We start from the raw sequence: 15,454 nt of genomic DNA on the forward strand, positions 1-15,454 counted from the left end.
CTTGCGGGCGATGATCTCGTCGGCGGTCTTCTTGAGGATCGCGTGGCGCTCGAGGATGCCGGAGCGCGACCAGGCCGGAAAGGCGGCCTTCGCCGCCGCGATCGCGGCCTTGGCATCCTCCGCGCTGGCGCGCGCATAGTTGCCGATGATGTCGTTGGTGTTCGAGGGATTGACGTTGGCGACGCCGTCGCCGCCGACCCACTCGCCGGCAATCAGGTTCTGGTGAAGTGTCATGGGCCTTTAGCCTCCTTGTCTTCCTGTCGCATGCGGCCGCCCGTCGCGACCCAAGGCTCCTTAGCAGATATATCAGAGCTGCTGTATGGCGATTTCTTCCTCGGCCGCGATCGCCAGCGGATTGCGCAGCGGCAGGCCGAATTCCCTGGCCTCGATCTCGAATACGTCGCCCGCCTCGGTGCGAATGCCGTCGCCGAAGGAGAGCGTCGCTGTGCCAAACATGTGCACGTGCACATCGCCGGGCACACGGAAGAGGCCGTATTTGAAGTGGTGGTATTCGAGATTGGCAAAGCTGTGCGACATGTTCGCCTCACCGGAGAGGAAGGGCTTCTCCCAGAGGGTCTGGCCGCCGCGCAGGATGCGCGAGGTGCCGCGAATGTCGTCGGGCGCGGCGCCGATGCGAATTTCCGGCCCGAAGCTCGCCTGCCGGAGCTTCGAATGCGCCAGCCAGAGATAATTGACCCGCTCCGTCTTGTGGTCCGAGAACTCGTTCGCCACCGCAAAGCCGAGGCGATAGGGCACGCCCTTGTCGGAGATGACGTAGATGCCGGCCATTTCCGGCTCCTCGCCGCCATCCTCGGCGAAGGACGGCGACGTGAGCGGCTCACCGGGTGCCACCGCCGCCGTGCCGTTGCCCTTGTAGAACCATTCCGGCTGCACACCCTTCTCGCCGGGCTTCGGCTTGCCGCCTTCGAGGCCCATCCGGAACATCTTCATCGAATCGGTGAGTGTCTCTTCGGCAGCCTCGCTCGTCTTCTTGTGCATTGCGTCGCGCGTTGCGGCGGAGCCGAGATGCGTCAATCCGGTCCCCGTCAGATGCAGGTGCGCGGGGTCGGGATGGGTGATCGGCGGAAGCAGCCGTCCCTGCGCATAGGCCGCATCGAGATCGACGGTCTCCCCGAGGCCCTTTGCCTCGATGACCTCCTTGAGGCTCTTGCCGCCATTGGCCGCCTCCATCGCCAGCGCATGGACGCTTGCCGCGCCCGTCACCACGCGCGCCGTTTCACCCGCCGCCGCCCGCACCGCGACAGCAATCGATCCGTCTTCTTTCCTCACCTGCGAAATCAGCACGTTCCTGTCCTTCCTGATCGACTGGAGCGGGTGAGAAAATGTGCGCGGTCCTGCGCCCGCATCCCGTTCCAAGTGGTTGGTACCGGTCACGATGAACCTGGGTCAGCCCCAGGATCGTGATCGAGGTCTTCGGCCACGCGCCGCCGTTGAAAGGCAATGCGCTACCTTGGCGGGTGGCTGGCGCCACCCGGCTGAAGCGGCCGAGGCCGCCATTCCGATTGTGGTCTTTGGGCGACCGGAGGTCCGGTCAGCCCTTGCCCTTGTTCTTGTTGTAGACGTCGAAGAACACGGCTGCGAGCAGCACGAGGCCCTTGATCAATTGCTGGTAGTCGATACCGATGCCCATGATCGACATGCCGTTGTTCATCACGCCCATGATGAAGGCGCCGATGACCGCGCCGGTGATCTTGCCGACGCCGCCGGAAGCAGATGCGCCGCCGATGAAGCAGGCCGCGATCACGTCGAGCTCGAAGCCGACGCCGGCCTTCGGCGTCGCCGAGTTCAGGCGCGCGGTGATGATCATGCCGGCGAGTGCCGCGAGCACGCCCATGTTGACGAAGGCATAGAAGGTCAGCCGCTCGGTGTTGATGCCCGAGAGCTTGGCGGCCTTCTCATTGCCGCCCATGGCATAGATCCGGCGGCCGATCGTCGAGCGCGTGGTGACGAAGGTATAGAGCGCGATCAGCACGCCCATGACGATCAGGACGTTGGGCAGGCCGCGATAGGTCGCGAGCTGGAAGCCGATGAAGAGGGCGACGACGCCGATGACCGCCATCTGCACGGCGAAGAAGATGAACGGCTCGTTATCCGTACCGTGCTGATCGTTGAGCCGGCGGTCGCGCAGACCCGCATAGATCGCATAGCCGACGAGCGCCAGCACCGCCACGAGCGCCACCATGTTCTTGATGACCTCGGGGCTCGGGCTGAGGAAGTACAGAAAATCCGGAACGAAGCCGGTCGAAAGAATCTGGAACTCCTTCGGGAACGGGCCGATCGGACGACCGCCGAGAACCACGTAAGTCAGGCCGCGGAAGACCAGCATGCCGGCCAGCGTGACGATGAAGGACGGGATCTTCTGGTAGGCCACCCAGTAGCCCTGCGCCGCCCCCAAGATGCCGCCGACGACGAGACAGGCGGGCACGACGACGAAGGCGGGCAGCCCCCATTTGACCAGCATGATCGCCGAGATCGCGCCGATGAAGGCGACGATTGAGCCGACGGACAGGTCGATGTGCCCCGCCACGATGATGAGCAGCATCCCCAGCGCCATGATGACGATGAACGAGTTCTGCAGCACCAGGTTGGTGAGATTGACCGGCCTGAAGAGGACGCCGCTGGTCACGAACTGGAAGAACAGCATGATGATCACGAGGGCGACCAGCAGGCCGTATTCACGGATATTGTTCCTGAGGTAGTCCCCGATCGACGGTTTGGTGGTGTGGGTGCTCGTATCGGCGACCATTAGTGTTTCTCCCCTGAACGCATGATGGCACGCATGATGGATTCCTGGCTTGCTTCTTCCTTGGAAAGCTCCGCCACGATGCGTCCCTCGTTCATGACATAGATACGATCGCAGGTTCCGAGCAGCTCCGGCATTTCCGACGAGATCATCAGGATGCCTTTGCCCTCGGCCGCGAGTTGGTTGATGATAGTATAGATCTCATACTTCGCACCGATATCGATGCCGCGCGTCGGCTCGTCGAGGATGAGAACTTCCGGACTGGTGAACAGCCACTTCGACAGGACGACCTTCTGCTGGTTGCCGCCCGAGAGGTTGACCGTCTCCTGGTAGATCGAATGCGAACGGATCCGGAGCTTCGAGCGATAGTCGGCGGCGACCTTCCTCTCCTTGCGCTCGTCGATGACGCCGCTCGACGCCACCGCGCTCAGATTGGCGAGCGTCGTGTTGTCCTTGATGTTGTTGATGAGCACGAGCCCCAATTGCTTGCGGTCTTCCGTGACATAGGCGAGGCCCGCCTTGATCGCCCGCGGAATCGTGCTGACGTCCACCGGCTGGCCGCGCATCGTCACCTCGCCGGTGATCTTGTGCCCCCAGGACCTGCCGAAGAGGCTCATCGCCGTTTCGGTGCGCCCGGCCCCCATCAGCCCGGCGATGCCGACGACCTCGCCGGCGCGGACGTTGAAATTGACGTCATGCAGGAACTGCCGGTCGCGATGGTGCTGGTGGAAGACGTTCCAGTTCTTCACCTCGAGCAGAACGTCGCCGATATTCGGCTCGCGTGGCGGGTAGCGGTCTTCCATGGCGCGGCCGACCATGCCCTTGATGATCCGGTCCTCGCTGATGTCTTCCTTGTGACAGTCGAGCGTTTCCACCGTGCCGCCGTCGCGCAGGATGGTGATCTGGTCCGCCACCTTCCTGATCTCGTTCAGCTTGTGCGAGATGATGATCGACGTCATGCCCTGCTTGCGGAACTCCATCAGCAACTTCAGGAGCGCGTCGGAATCCGATTCGTTGAGCGACGCCGTCGGTTCGTCGAGGATCAGCAGGCGCACCTTCTTGGAAAGCGCCTTCGCGATCTCCACGAGCTGCTGCTTGCCGACGCCGATGTCGGTGATCAGCGTCGCCGGGGACTCGTTGAGGCCCACCTTCTTGAGCAACTCCTGCGTCCGGGCGAAGGTCTGTGGCCAATGGATCACGCCGTTGTTGGCGATTTCGTTGCCGAGGAAGATGTTCTCGGCGATCGACAGGAGCGGCACGAGCGCCAGTTCCTGGTGGATGATGATGATGCCGAGCTCTTCGCTGTCCGAGATCGTCCGGAACTGGCGGGCCTTGCCGTCATAATGGATCTCGCCCTCATAGGTGCCGGCCGGATAGACGCCGCTCAGCACCTTCATCAGGGTCGACTTGCCGGCACCGTTTTCGCCGACAAGGGCGTGGATTTCACCTTCGCGGACCTTGAACGAGACATTGTCCAGCGCCTTGACGCCCGGAAACGTCTTGGTGATGCTCCGCATTTCAAGAATGATATTGTCCATAGTCAGCCATTCCAGCGGCAGTCTCGGAGAGACTGCAGGCTCCCCTGCTGCACGGGTCCTCATTCATCGGCAGATCCGAGAATAAACCACGCGGCGGGTCAAAGCGCTACAGCGACGTGCAAAGAAGACATCGCATGGGAAATGGGAGGGTCCGCGGCGGATCGCGGCCCCTCCCGGTTCGTCACATCAGTTGTTGATCTGATCTTCCGTGTAGTAGCCCGAGCCGACGAGGACGTCCTTGGCATTGGTCTTGTCGACCGAAACCGGCTTCAGGAGGTAGGACGGAACGACCTTGACGCCGTTTTCATAGGTCTTGGTGTCGTTCACTTCCGGCTGCTTGCCGTCCATGATCGCGTTGACCATGCCGACGGTGACCTTGGCGAGTTCGCGCGTGTCCTTGAAGACGGTCGAATACTGCTCGCCGGCGAGGATCGACTTGACCGACGGCAGCTCGGCGTCCTGGCCGGTGACGATCGGCATCGGCAGGTCGCCCGAGCCGTAGCCGACGCCCTTCAGGGCCGAGATGATGCCGATGGAGAGACCGTCATAGGGCGAAAGAACGCCGTCGACCTTGGCATCGGTGTAGGTGGAGGACAGCAGGTTTTCCATGCGCGCCTGAGCGACGGCGCCGTCCCAGCGCAGCGTGCCGACCTGGTCCATGCCCATCTGGCCGGACTTGACGACGATCTTGCCGCTGTCGATCAGCGGCTGCAGGACCGACATTGCGCCGTCATAGAAGAAGAAGGCGTTGTTGTCGTCCGGCGAACCACCGAAGAGTTCGACGTTCTTCGGCTCCTTGGCTTCGTCGAGCTTCAGGCCCTGGACCAGCGAGGTCGCCTGCAGCACGCCGACCTGGAAGTTGTCGAAGGTGGCGTAGTAGTCGACATTGCCCGAATCGCGGATCAGACGGTCGTAGGCGATGACCTTGACGCCGGCGTCGGCAGCCTTCTGCAGGATGTCGGAGAGCGTCGTGCCGTCGATGGCGGCGATGACGAGAACCTTCGCGCCCTTCGTCACCATGTTCTCGATCTGGGCGAGCTGGTTCGGAATGTCGTCGTCGGCGAACTGCAGATCCGGCGTGTAGCCGGCTTCCTTGAACAGCTTCTCCATCGTTTCGCCGTCGGAAATCCAGCGGGTCGACGTCTTGGTCGGCATGGAGATGCCCACCGTTCCCTTGTCCTGTGCGAAGGCCGGCGCAGCAAAGGACGCGACGGTCATCGCGGCGGCTGCGAGAAGCGAAGTAATCAATTTCATCAGATCTCTCCCTGAGTGTTGAAGCCGGCGAGCCGGAGCCCCCCGTCATATGCGCAGCGATCCACCGTCACGAGCGTTGCTCCCGGGCGATGGTTCAAGATGAAGGAAGTCCCTCCCCGTCTTACATACTTCCGCATGCGCTGCTGCACAGGCTCGGAAACTGGAATCAATTGCCATAACTGTCAAATACAATATCGCTTTGCATACATACCAAAATTGGTATACGACTCTAAAAGAGTGTGATTTATGAAATTCTTGAAAACCAGGCCGCGAAATGAACCTCGACAGCAAGGCGAGCGGAGCCGCGCTCGCGGGCGAATTGCTCGAAACGGGTCTCTTCCGCTCCGGGCTGAAGATCAATCACCTGCGGCTGATCCTGGCGATCGACGATCACCGCCGGATCAGCGCCGCCGCCGATTCGCTCGGGATTTCGCAGCCGGCGGCCTCGCGCATGCTCGCCGAAATCGAAGCGATCGTAAAGGCGCCGATTTGCGAGCGCGTCGCACGCGGCGTCGAGCTGACCCCCTACGGCGCGGCGCTGGCGCGGCGGGCGCGCACGATCTTCCTCGAGCTGCGCGAGGCAGCGCGCGAGATCAACGAACTCAAGACTGGCAGCGGCGGCTCGGTGTCGCTCGGCTCCGTCACCGGCCCCGCGCTCAACCTCGCGGTGCCGGCCATCCGCCAGGTCTCCACCGCCTATCCCGGCATCGAGATCAATGTCCAGATCGACAACAGCAATGTCCTGACCCGCGAACTCCTGGCGGCGCGCCACGACTTCATCGTCGGCCGCATTCCCGACGACCTCAACCCCCGCCTCTTCAACCTGGTCGAGATCGGCTTCGAGGAGGTCTGCCTGATCGTCCGCGAGGGCCACCCGCTGCTCGACAAGGCATCCGTCAGCGCCGACGACCTGCCGGGCTACGACTGGGTCTTCCAGCCGCCCGGCACGCTTCTGCGCCGCGCGGTCGAGGACAGCTTCATCTCCGCCGGGGTCCGGCTGCCGGCCACCGTCATCAACACCTCCTCGATCATCCTGACGCTGTCGATCGTCCGCAACACCAACGCGATCGCCCCCGTCGCCCTGGATGTCGCGAGGCTCGTTGCCGGCAACCGGACACAGGCCGGCGAGATCCGCCTGCTGCCGACCGAATTCCCGATCCGCATCAAGCCCTATGGCCTGATCACCGCCGAGGGCCGGGCGCTGCCGCCGAGCGCGAAGCTGCTCTACGACCTGATCCTCAAGCAAAGCCGGGCGTGATCAGGCCCGCGTAATTTTCACAAGGCAGGATAGGCCGCGTCCGCTCCGGCGCGCCGATCGACTGGCGTTCTGCGGAATCACGGAATTCGTTCGCGGCAGCTCGGGAGGCCTGATGTTCGGCATGTCGGTGTTCCAGTCGGTGCTCGAGCGCCTGAAGGCCGAGCAGGCGGCGGAAGTCCCGGACGAGGACGGCGCCCCTGGTTTTCGGCACGCCGGCCCGTCACCGGCCTTCGTCGCCGCGACCTCGCCGGCCATGGCGGCATCGCTCGGGGCGGTTGAGGCGGCCTATCGCGAGCTCGCCCCGGCCGAGCGCGCAGAACCGCCGGCGATGCCGGAATACCTCCGGCGCACGGGCCTTGCCGAGGTCGCGGCCGAGCTCGCGCTCGACCACGGGGAGACGGCGCTGACGCTCGCCGCCAAGCGCAGGCGCTTCGCCGCCGCCAATCATCCGGACCGGTTGCCCGCCGCGTTTCGGGCGAATGCCACCCTCCGGATGAAGCTTGCCAACATGCTGATCGACGAGGCCCAGAGTAGGCTTGCGTGACGTTAAGGGTGATTTGACCCGGGCTACCCCCTCTGGCCTGCCGGCCATCTCCCCCACAAGGGGGGAGAAATTTGTGGCACGCCCGTCAACCCACCGAAACGTTCGGCTGCGGCAGCATGACGATCGAAGTGAGGCGACGCCGCTTGCTTCTTCCCCCTTGTGCCCCTTGGGGGGAGATGGTCGCAGGCCAGAGGGGGTAGTTTGCCGCCGTCATTCCAACGGCGACGGTCGCTACTTCGGCTCCTCGGGCGTGCCCGCTTCCTTCCCGTCCGGCTCCTTCGGCCGATAGAAGACGAGAAGCGCGGCGCCGGCATAGGCGGTCACGACGAGAAAGATCGTCCCCCACATCGTCTGGCCGCCGTAGAATTCCACCGCCGTCCACACGGCGCAGAAGGCAACGATCAGCAGCCGGATCCACAAGGGCCGATAGAAGGGGTGGTCCGGATCGATGAATTTGATCATTCCATGCCTCTGAAGAAAACGCGACTGAACGCCGGCTTTCATCTAGCGCATAATTCCTTAAGCCGTAACCGACCCAAGGATAAAATAACGCGCGCCAACTTGACGGCGTCGCCGCGAATGGAATAAAAATTCCGAAATTATAAAATTTGGCCTTTTCATTCCGATGTCAAATCGATTCGGCTGAAGGGCATGGGAGGGAGGCGCCGGTCGCGGCGCGGGAGGAAGGCCAGCACACTCCTCTTGAATTTCCGCGGATGCCCCTCCGCGACGCCTTTGCGCGATGAGCGGCAATCATCGCGTGCCAACCCGGTTCGAGGAACCGGAACTTAAGGACAATAGAGATGACAGTGAGATTTGGTCTTCTGGGCGCCGGGCGCATCGGCAAGGTTCATGCGAAAGCCGTCAGCGGCAACGCGGACGCGCGCCTCGTCGCCGTCGCCGATGCCTTTCCGGCCGCGGCGGAAGCAATCGCCAACGCCTATGGCTGCGAGGTCCGCACCATCGAAGCGATCGAGGCGGCGAGCGACATCGATGCGGTGGTCATCTGCACGCCGACCGACACGCATGCCGACCTGATCGAACGCTTCGCCCGCGCCGGCAAGGCGATCTTCTGCGAAAAGCCGATCGATCTCGACGTCGATCGCGTCAGGGCCTGCCTGAAGGTGGTTTCGGAAACCGGGGCGAAGCTGATGGTCGGCTTCAACCGCCGCTTCGACCCGCATTTCATGGCCGTGCGCAAGGCGATCGACGAGGGCCGGATCGGCGCGGTCGAGATGGTGACGATCACCTCGCGCGACCCGGGCGCCCCGCCCGTCGACTACATCAAGCGTTCGGGCGGCATCTTCCGCGACATGACGATCCATGATTTCGACATGGCGCGCTTCCTGCTCGGCGAGGAGCCGGTTTCCGTCACCGCGACGGCCGCCGTGCTCGTCGACAAGGCGATCGGCGAAGCCGGCGACTACGACAGCGTCTCCGTCATCCTGCAGACGGCATCCGGCAAGCAGGCGATCATCTCCAACTCGCGTCGCGCCACCTATGGCTACGACCAGCGCATCGAGGTGCACGGCTCCAAGGGCGCCGTCTCGGCGGAGAACCAGCGCCCCGTCTCGATCGAGCTTGCCACCGGGGAAGGCTATACGCGCCCGCCGCTGCATGATTTCTTCATGACGCGCTATACCGAGGCCTACGCGAACGAGATCGAAAGCTTCATCGCGGCGATCGAAAAGGGCGCCGAGATTACCCCCTCGGGCAAGGACGGCCTTGCCGCGCTGGCGCTCGCCGACGCCGCCGTCAAGTCCGTCGCCGAAAAGCGCCAGATCAGCGTCGCCTGACGCAAGGACATCGTTGCTGCCGAGCAAGGCCGGGCATTGCCCGGCCTTTTTCGTCCGGCCGGCGGTCGGCCATGGAGTTGGTGGCGGCGCCGCGTCTGCGGCGCGGAAGAATCTTTTCGGCCCAAGGACTTGGGCTGGCTGGATTCCTGCGACAAGCACAGGAATGAGGAACGGAGAGAGTGTTGCCTATCGTAACCGACGAGGCGCAGGAGGCTGCGGTCGCGTACGGCTATTGCGCATTCCCCAGGGCATGGCCCGGGGCGGCGATATCGGCGTCGATCGCACTCAATGCCCGGTCGAGATGGCCGTCGAAGACGAGCTGTTGCTCATCCGCGATGACGCTGATCTCCGGCAGGCCCTCGAGGCGCACCTGCAGCGATTGGGCAAGCCCCTCCTCCAGGCCCTTGTGGAGGAGATCGAAATAGCGCGTGCCCTGCCCCGTCACGAAGATCGGCATCGGCTCGTAGAGGCTGAGGACGCGCGAGAGGCCGTTGCCGAGCGCGATGCCGGCCTGGCGGAAGGCGTAGCCGGCCATGCGATGCCCCTGCCGGGCGCTCGCGGCGATCTTGTCCATTTCCGAGAGCGGCACAAATTTCGCCGGGATCGTGTCGGACGGCACCTCGAAGGCCGTGCGCAGGACGCCGTAGAAGCCGGCGGCCGCCTCGATGCAGCCATAGCTGCCGCAGCGACAGAGCCCGGCGGAGGCCGCATGCAGCATGTGACCGAAATTCGGCGCGGAAACGTCGAGCTCGCCGGACCTTCCTCTTCTCGCAACGCCGAGACCGATGCTGTGGCCGAGCGACACCGCCGCGAGCGCGCGAATGCCGCGCGCCTTCTCCTCCGCGCGGACGGCAAGCGCCTGGGCGACGAGCAGCGATTCGTTGCTGAGCATGACGCGCGCGCGCCAATCGGGCGCGAGCAGCTCCCCGAAATCGAGCTGTTCGCTGCCGAAGACCGGCGACCAGACGAGCCGCGCGCCTTCCGCCGCGACCAGCCCCTTGCTGCTGATCGAAACCGCAAGCACCTCCCCCCTGGCGATGCGCGAGCGGCCGAGCAGGCGCCCGAGCGCCGCGGTAAAGACGTGCCCGAAGGCGGCGGTGCCGGCCGGCTCGTGGCTGCGCGCCTCCTCGAAACGGTCGAGCAGGACGCCGCCATAGTCGACGAGCGAATATTGCACGATGTCGGAGGAGATGCGCACCACGATCACGTAGCCGTAGCCACGCCTCGGCGCGAAGAGCACCCGAGGTCGCCCGCGAGCGCCCTGCGCATGCTGCTCGGTCTTGGCGATGATGCCGGCGCGTTCCAGCTCGGCCGTGATGACGGAGATGGTGGCGGAGGCGAGACCCGTCTGCGCCGCGATCTCGGTGTGCGAGAGGGAGCCCTTGCGGCGCAGCGCCGCAAGCACGAGGGCGCTGTTCTGCTGGCGCACGAGCTCGGTGCTGGACTTCATCAGCATCGCATTTTCCTGCCCGTGGCGGATTTCTCGAACATGCGTCTCCAAAGCACCGGTCGCGCTGCGGAACAAGGAGCGCGGGGCCTTGTTGACAGCCTTCTAAAACTCTGACATTTATTTTCTCGACTGTCGAGAAAAAAGCTCCGGGCGCAATGCCGGAGCCGTTTGCGACAGCGCTTCACGGCTCGTCGGGGATGCGTGCGGGAGGTTCGTACGCGCGGCTGGCCCTTTGGGAGGATAGGATGAAATCCATTTTGAAGCTGATGGCAGGGGCTGCCATCATCGTTTCCATGCATTCCGCAGCAATCGCCAAGGACCTCGTCATCGGCGTTTCCTGGTCGAACTTCCAGGAAGAGCGCTGGAAAACCGACGAGGCCGCCATCAAGGCCGCGCTCGAAGCCTCCGGCGACAAGTACATTTCCGCGGATGCCCAGTCTTCCGCCGCCAAGCAGCTCACCGACATCGAATCGCTGATCGCCCAGGGTGCCAATGCGCTGATCGTCCTTGCGCAGGACTCCGACGCCATCGGCCCGGCGATCGAAAAGGCCGCTGCCGAAGGCATTCCGGTCGTCGGCTATGACCGCCTGATCGAGAACCCGGCGGCCTTCTACATCACCTTCGACAACAAGGAAGTGGGCCGGCTGCAGGCCCGCGAGGTCTTCAAGGTGAAGCCGGAAGGCAACTTCGTCTTCATCAAGGGCTCCTCCTCAGACCCGAATGCCGACTTCCTCTTCTCCGGCCAGCTGGAAGTGCTGAAGGAGGCGATCGACGCCGGCAAGGTCAAGAACGTCGGCGAAGCCTATACCGATGGCTGGAAGCCGGAAAACGCCCAGAAGAACATGGAGCAGTTCCTGACCGCCAACGACAACAAGGTCGATGCGGTGGTGGCCTCGAACGACGGCACCGCCGGCGGCGCGATCGCGGCGCTGAGCGCCCAGGGCCTCGCCGGCTCCGTGCCGGTCTCCGGCCAGGACGGCGACTTTGCCGCGCTCAACCGCGTCGCGCTCGGCACCCAGACCGTTTCCGTCTGGAAGGATGCCCGCGAGCTCGGCAAGAAGGCCGCAGAGATCGCCGTGGCGCTCGCCGGCGGCAAGAAGATGGAAGAGATCGAAGGCGTGCAGTCCTTCAACGGCGGACCGAAGGGCGTCGCCATGAACTCCGTCTTCCTGGCGCCGATGGCGATCACCAAGGACAACCTGAACGTCGTCATCGACGCCGGCTGGATTTCCAAGGACGCCGCCTGCCAGGGTGTCGCCGCCGGCTCCGTAGCCGCCTGCAACTGACGGACGGGCGTTTGCATCGACCTCGATACGCCGCAACGGGAAGCCGTTGCGGCGTTCGCATGAGGTCGGGGACGGTCTTGCTCGCGCGGGTGGCGCGATAGCGGCACGCGACCGCGGCGAGCGCAGGAACGAACAGAAACAGTGGGGGACGGCGGCCATGGCCGACACGACACATACCGCACCTTTCAATCGCGCGCGCAGCGCGGACGAGAACCTGGTGAAGCGCTTCTTCCGCGCCACCGAGATAGACACGCGCCTGCTCGGCATGGTCGGCGCGATGCTGATCATCTGGATCGGCTTCTATTTTCTGACCGGCGGCCTCTTCCTGACGTCGCGCAACCTGTGGAACCTTTCGGTGCAGACCGCCTCGATCGCCGTGATGGCGACCGGCATGGTTCTCGTCATCGTCACCCGCAATATCGATCTCTCGGTCGGCTCGATCCTCGGCTTCGTCGGCATGATCATGGGCGTGCTGCAGGCCGAACTCTTGCCGCAGCTCCTCGGCTTCAACCACCCGGCCACCTGGATCATCACCCTTCTTGCCGGGCTGCTGCTCGGGGCCGCCATCGGCGCCTTCCACGGCATGATCATCGCTTTCCTCAACGTGCCGTCCTTCATCGTCACGCTCGGCGGCCTGCTCGTCTGGCGCGGCGCCACCTGGTTCGTGACGAGCGGCCGCACGGTCGCGCCGATGGACGCCACCTTCCGCCTGATGGGCGGCGGCACCGAGGGCTCGATCGGCGCCACGGCAAGCTGGATCGTCGGCATCCTCGCCTGCATCGCCATCGTCGCCAGCATCCTGCACTCGCGCCGGCAGCGCAAACGCTTCGGCTTTCCGCGCCGGCCCATCTCGGCCGAATATTTTCTCGCGGCGGTCGGATGCGCCCTCGTGCTCGGCGCCGTGGCGATTGCCAACAACTATCCCTGGCCCGCCAACATCGCCCGCAAATATGCCGAGGCGAACGGTATCGCCTGGCCGGAGGGCGGCCTGTTCATCGCCCATGGCATCGCCATCCCCGTGCTGATCGCGGTCGTCATCGGCATCGTCATGACCTTCATCTCGACGCGCCTGCGCTTCGGCCGCTACGTCTTCGCGATCGGCGGCAACCCGGAAGCGGCCGAGCTTGCCGGCATCAAGACGCGCTGGGTGACGGTCCGCATCTTCGCGCTGATGGGCATGCTCTGCGCCGTTGCCGCGGCGATCTCGACGGCCCGCCTCAACGCCGCCACCAACGCGCAAGGCGAGCTCGACGAACTCTACACGATCGCCGCGGCGGTCATCGGCGGCACCTCGCTTGCCGGCGGCACCGGCACGATCGCCGGCGCCATGCTCGGCGCGCTCGTCATGCAGTCGCTGCAGTCGGGCATGGTGCTGCTCGGCATCGACTCGCCGCTGCAGCGGATCGTCGTCGGCATCGTGCTCGTCACCGCCGTCTGGCTCGACACCGTCTACCGCGCCCGCGCCAAGTAATCGAGGAGTTCGAACAATGACTGAACAACGCACTCCGCTCGTGGAAATGAAGAACATTTCCATCTCCTTCGGCGGCATCCATGCGGTGGACAACGCCTCCGTCGATCTCTATCCCGGCGAGGTCGTGGCCCTCCTCGGCCACAACGGCGCCGGCAAGTCGACGCTGATCAAGATCCTCTCCGGCGCCTACCGGCGCGACTCCGGCGAGATCCTCATCAACGGCGAGGCCGCCGAGATCAACAACCCGCGCGACGCCAAGAAATACGGCATCGAGACGATCTACCAGACGCTCGCCGTCGCCGACAATGTCGACGCCGCCGCCAATCTCTATCTCGGCCGGGAACTGCGCACCCCCTGGGGCACGCTCGACGACGTGGCGATGGAGGCGAAGGCGCGCGAGGTGATGGGCCGCTTGAACCCCAACTTCCAGCGCTTCAAGGAGCCGGTGAAGGCACTCTCCGGCGGCCAGCGGCAATCGGTGGCGATCGCCCGCGCCATCCTCTTCGACGCCCGCATCCTGATCATGGACGAGCCGACCGCCGCCCTCGGGCCGCAGGAGACGGCGCAGGTCGGCGAGCTCATCAAGCAATTGAAGCGCGAGGGCATCGGCATCTTCCTGATCAGCCACGACATCCACGACGTCTTCGACCTCGCCGACCGCGTCTCGGTGATGAAGAACGGCCAGGTCGTCGGCCACGCCCGCACCGAGGACGTGACCAAGGACGAGGTGCTCGGCATGATCATCATGGGCAAGGTGCCGCCAAAGGCGATCCCCGGCCCCGGCGCCATGCAGATGGCGTGAGCGCCTTCATCCACCGACGACAAGCGATGCCGCATCCCGCAAGGATGCGGCATTTTTCCTTGCGCCCCAGCGCCCGCAAGCGAGGCGCTGCGACAACAGCAGGACGAAGAAAGCAAATTTCCCCCGCAATCTCCTGCAATTGACCATTGAAGCGACACGCAAGCTAGGCTAAGAACCCCTCACAGCCTGCTTCGGCGGCCCTGCCGCCAACGGATGCACCCGTAGCTCAGCTGGATAGAGTGTTGGATTCCGATTCCAAAGGTCACAGGTTCGAATCCTGTCGGGTGCGCCATATCCCAAATTGCCAACCCACTTTAACGATAGATGTCACCGATCGCAGTGTCTCGTGCGATGCACATCTTTGCAGACCCGAAGCTACACGACAGGGTTGCTTTTGCTCAAAGGCAAGAAGGTAATTCTACTCCGTACTCAATATCGCCTTCGAATAACGCGAGAAGTTAAGCGCACACTGATCCCAATCCTCCCGACGATTAACGAAACCGAATGCGGCGACACGATGATCCCGACTCGGCAGCATTCGTCGTGCAGCCCGTTCGCTGCGATTTATAATGTCTATGCAAATCGACCCCAGCCCTATCTGGGCATGGCTTATAAAATAGATTCCATATACTTGGGAACGAATCTGGATATGGTTTCGTACTCTTCCAATTCTGAGCCGGGGATACCAAGCCCTTTCAGCCGACGAATATAGCCAGAATTCTGAGCAAAGCTAGATTTCTGAAGCAAAATTCGCTCTAGCTCTGTGAAGTTAAATTTTGGAATAGAGTAAAATTCTGATTTCTGGCAAAATGTTGGAAGTTTTTCCTCGCAAAGCTTACGCAATTTGCCAGGCTGCCGAGAGAAGTTCTCACAGAATACGCCTCCAATTGTGCACATCACCATGCTGTCTCGGTAAATAACTTTGAACTGAGGATGAAAATTCCCATCCTGAGCTCTTGATGAGAAGGCGCTTTGAAGCATCTTCAGCAAGAGCTTGCCGCTGGTAACAGGAAAATGCCTGTCCGAAAAATCTTTGTTCGCCACTTTCGAGATAGCAGCCTTCAAACTAGGAATCTGGGATTTAAGGACTACCTTTCTCTCGGAATCGCTTTTCCGATTCAGGCCCGCTGGCGGTTCAGCACAAATGGTCAGAAAAAGGATGTCCCCCGCCCTTGCTCGCTCGGCAACCGAATTAAGTATCTCGAGGACGGTGAACCGCGCCGGGTTTGCCGGAGGCTCCAACTTCTGAGAAAGTGGAGCCGATATGAGCAAGACAACAAACAAATTTTCA

General features: G+C 63.2%; 14 protein-coding genes and 1 tRNA gene. 7 read left to right on the forward strand and 8 right to left on the reverse strand.

The features are described 5' to 3' along the window. The 5 genes from ATB98_RS21930 to chvE all read right to left on the reverse strand — a co-directional run. Window positions 1–234: aldehyde dehydrogenase family protein (locus tag ATB98_RS21930; protein ID WP_157111063.1), on the reverse strand; the 234-nt coding region annotated here is incomplete at its 3' end. A 72-nt stretch (window positions 235–306) separates the two neighbouring features. Continuing rightward, the gene (gene araD1 / locus ATB98_RS21935) at window positions 307–1,305 is read right to left on the reverse strand and encodes an AraD1 family protein (RefSeq protein WP_066877467.1); all 999 of its coding nucleotides are present in this window, start codon (window positions 1,303–1,305) and stop codon (window positions 307–309) included. A 247-nt stretch (window positions 1,306–1,552) separates the two neighbouring features. Next, window positions 1,553–2,767, reverse strand: a complete 1,215-nt coding sequence (gene mmsB / locus ATB98_RS21940) for a multiple monosaccharide ABC transporter permease (RefSeq protein ID WP_066877469.1) — start codon at window positions 2,765–2,767, stop codon at window positions 1,553–1,555. Then, window positions 2,767–4,302 carry a multiple monosaccharide ABC transporter ATP-binding protein gene (gene mmsA / locus ATB98_RS21945; RefSeq protein WP_066877471.1) on the reverse strand — a complete coding sequence of 512 codons (1,536 nt, stop codon included), beginning with the start codon at window positions 4,300–4,302 and terminating at the stop codon, window positions 2,767–2,769. Before mmsA ends, mmsB begins: the two co-directional genes overlap by 1 nt. Window positions 4,303–4,488: 186 nt before the next feature. Further along, a complete protein-coding gene (gene chvE, locus ATB98_RS21950) occupies window positions 4,489–5,556 on the reverse strand; it encodes a multiple monosaccharide ABC transporter substrate-binding protein (protein ID WP_066877473.1) in 1,068 nt (355 codons plus the stop codon). 274 nt (window positions 5,557–5,830) lie between these two features. Between chvE and ATB98_RS21955 the strand changes: the two genes are divergently transcribed. Further along, the gene (locus ATB98_RS21955) at window positions 5,831–6,814 is read left to right on the forward strand and encodes a LysR family transcriptional regulator (protein ID WP_066877475.1); all 984 of its coding nucleotides are present in this window, start codon (window positions 5,831–5,833) and stop codon (window positions 6,812–6,814) included. A gap of 112 nt (window positions 6,815–6,926) precedes the next feature. Beyond that, a complete protein-coding gene (locus ATB98_RS21960) occupies window positions 6,927–7,358 on the forward strand; it encodes a hypothetical protein (protein WP_066877478.1) in 432 nt (143 codons plus the stop codon). Between the two features lie 231 nt (window positions 7,359–7,589). Here the strand turns inward: ATB98_RS21960 and ATB98_RS21965 are convergent, their stop codons facing one another. Further along, on the reverse strand, window positions 7,590–7,820 hold the full coding sequence (locus tag ATB98_RS21965) for a hypothetical protein (protein WP_066877488.1): 231 nt from the start codon (window positions 7,818–7,820) through the stop codon (window positions 7,590–7,592). 341 nt (window positions 7,821–8,161) lie between these two features. Between ATB98_RS21965 and iolG the strand changes: the two genes are divergently transcribed. Further along, complete coding sequence (gene iolG / locus ATB98_RS21970; RefSeq protein WP_066877480.1) at window positions 8,162–9,154, forward strand: inositol 2-dehydrogenase; 993 nt, start codon at window positions 8,162–8,164, stop codon at window positions 9,152–9,154. Window positions 9,155–9,383: 229 nt separating this feature from the next. On the opposite strand, the gene ATB98_RS21975 is transcribed toward iolG, so the two are convergent. Beyond that, on the reverse strand, window positions 9,384–10,610 hold the full coding sequence (locus ATB98_RS21975) for an ROK family transcriptional regulator (RefSeq protein WP_066877481.1): 1,227 nt from the start codon (window positions 10,608–10,610) through the stop codon (window positions 9,384–9,386). Window positions 10,611–10,849: 239 nt separating this feature from the next. On the opposite strand from ATB98_RS21975, the gene xylF reads away from it, so the two are divergent. From xylF to ATB98_RS21995, 4 genes are all read left to right on the forward strand, one after another. Then, the gene (gene xylF, locus ATB98_RS21980) at window positions 10,850–11,890 is read left to right on the forward strand and encodes a D-xylose ABC transporter substrate-binding protein (RefSeq protein WP_066877482.1); all 1,041 of its coding nucleotides are present in this window, start codon (window positions 10,850–10,852) and stop codon (window positions 11,888–11,890) included. Window positions 11,891–12,047: 157 nt separating this feature from the next. Then, window positions 12,048–13,361 (forward strand): sugar ABC transporter permease, encoded by a 1,314-nt coding sequence (locus ATB98_RS21985; protein WP_066877484.1) that lies wholly within the window; start codon window positions 12,048–12,050, stop codon window positions 13,359–13,361. Window positions 13,362–13,377: 16 nt separating this feature from the next. Next, window positions 13,378–14,163: an ATP-binding cassette domain-containing protein gene (locus ATB98_RS21990; RefSeq protein ID WP_066877486.1), complete on the forward strand. Its 786-nt coding sequence runs from the start codon at window positions 13,378–13,380 to the stop codon at window positions 14,161–14,163. Window positions 14,164–14,378: 215 nt separating this feature from the next. Beyond that, window positions 14,379–14,455 (forward strand) — tRNA-Arg (locus ATB98_RS21995). Between the two features lie 317 nt (window positions 14,456–14,772). On the opposite strand, the gene ATB98_RS29560 is transcribed toward ATB98_RS21995, so the two are convergent. Next, on the reverse strand, window positions 14,773–15,454 hold a 682-nt coding region (locus tag ATB98_RS29560), incomplete at its 5' end, for an O-methyltransferase (RefSeq protein ID WP_327197935.1).

Source organism: Sinorhizobium saheli (genome assembly GCF_001651875.1).
Taxonomy (GTDB): domain Bacteria; phylum Pseudomonadota; class Alphaproteobacteria; order Rhizobiales; family Rhizobiaceae; genus Sinorhizobium; species Sinorhizobium saheli.

Coding starts and splice junctions, on each gene's coding strand:
- chvE (WP_066877473.1), bottom strand. CDS start 5,556: ATGAAATTGATTACTTCGCTTCTCGCAGCCGCCGCGATGACCGTCGCG.
- ATB98_RS21960 (WP_066877478.1), top strand. CDS start 6,927: ATGTTCGGCATGTCGGTGTTCCAGTCGGTGCTCGAGCGCCTGAAGGCC.
- mmsB (WP_066877469.1), bottom strand. CDS start 2,767: ATGGTCGCCGATACGAGCACCCACACCACCAAACCGTCGATCGGGGAC.
- ATB98_RS21990 (WP_066877486.1), top strand. CDS start 13,378: ATGACTGAACAACGCACTCCGCTCGTGGAAATGAAGAACATTTCCATC.
- mmsA (WP_066877471.1), bottom strand. CDS start 4,302: ATGGACAATATCATTCTTGAAATGCGGAGCATCACCAAGACGTTTCCG.
- xylF (WP_066877482.1), top strand. CDS start 10,850: ATGAAATCCATTTTGAAGCTGATGGCAGGGGCTGCCATCATCGTTTCC.
- ATB98_RS21955 (WP_066877475.1), top strand. CDS start 5,831: ATGAACCTCGACAGCAAGGCGAGCGGAGCCGCGCTCGCGGGCGAATTG.
- iolG (WP_066877480.1), top strand. CDS start 8,162: ATGACAGTGAGATTTGGTCTTCTGGGCGCCGGGCGCATCGGCAAGGTT.
- ATB98_RS21965 (WP_066877488.1), bottom strand. CDS start 7,820: ATGATCAAATTCATCGATCCGGACCACCCCTTCTATCGGCCCTTGTGG.
- ATB98_RS21975 (WP_066877481.1), bottom strand. CDS start 10,610: ATGCTGATGAAGTCCAGCACCGAGCTCGTGCGCCAGCAGAACAGCGCC.
- ATB98_RS21985 (WP_066877484.1), top strand. CDS start 12,048: ATGGCCGACACGACACATACCGCACCTTTCAATCGCGCGCGCAGCGCG.